Raw genomic sequence first — 751 nt, forward strand, 5'->3', positions numbered from 1 at the left:
GCTGCGCAGCGCCATCGACGACACCTGCACGCCGGCGCTGGGCGGCCGCTGCTTCCTGTTCAATCCGGGCAAGGCGAACTCCTTCCTCGAGCAGCAGGATGATGGTTCGTTCAAGGAGGTGAAGTACTCCAATGCGCAACTCGGCTTCCCGCGCCTGAAGCGCAATTACTACGCGCTGAACCTGTTCGTCGAACATCCCTTCGGCGACAACTGGTACGGCAAGATCGACTACGTCTTCTCGCGCAACTATGGCAACACCGAAGGCCAGCTGGCCTCCGACCTGGATACCGGCAACGGCGGCCAGCCCGACGTGTCCGTCACCCAGGATTGGGATCTGCCGCAGTTGATGGTGGGGGCCAACGGCCTGCTGCCGAACAACCGCAAGCACCAGATCCGTGCGTTCGGTTACTACCAGCTCAACAAGGAATGGCGATTCGGCGCCACGGCGACGGCACTTTCCGGTCGCCCGTTGAGCTGCACGACGTTCTGGCCTGATCCTAAGGCCCCGGTCTACAACGGTGCGTACTACCACTACTGCGGTTTGCCGATCGCCGGCTCCACGGGTTACGTGTACACGCCGCGCGGCAGCACCGGTACCACGCCGTGGACGTACAGGCTCGACCTCAACGCGGCTTACACGCCCGGCTGGATGGACAACAAGCTCACCTTCCAGGTGGACGTGTTCAATGTGCTGAACAGGCAGACCGCGCAGTACAACTACATGCGCTATGCCACCAACCGGTCGACGGTC

At 62.3% G+C, this 751-nt stretch carries 1 pseudogene; it reads left to right on the forward strand.

Annotated features, from left to right (window positions below):
* A pseudogene (locus tag ACH65_RS20295) lies at window positions 1-751 on the forward strand (TonB-dependent receptor); the annotation flags it as partial.

Source organism: Frateuria defendens (assembly GCF_001182895.1).
In the GTDB taxonomy this organism is placed as follows: Bacteria; Pseudomonadota; Gammaproteobacteria; order Xanthomonadales; family Rhodanobacteraceae; genus Frateuria_B; species Frateuria_B defendens.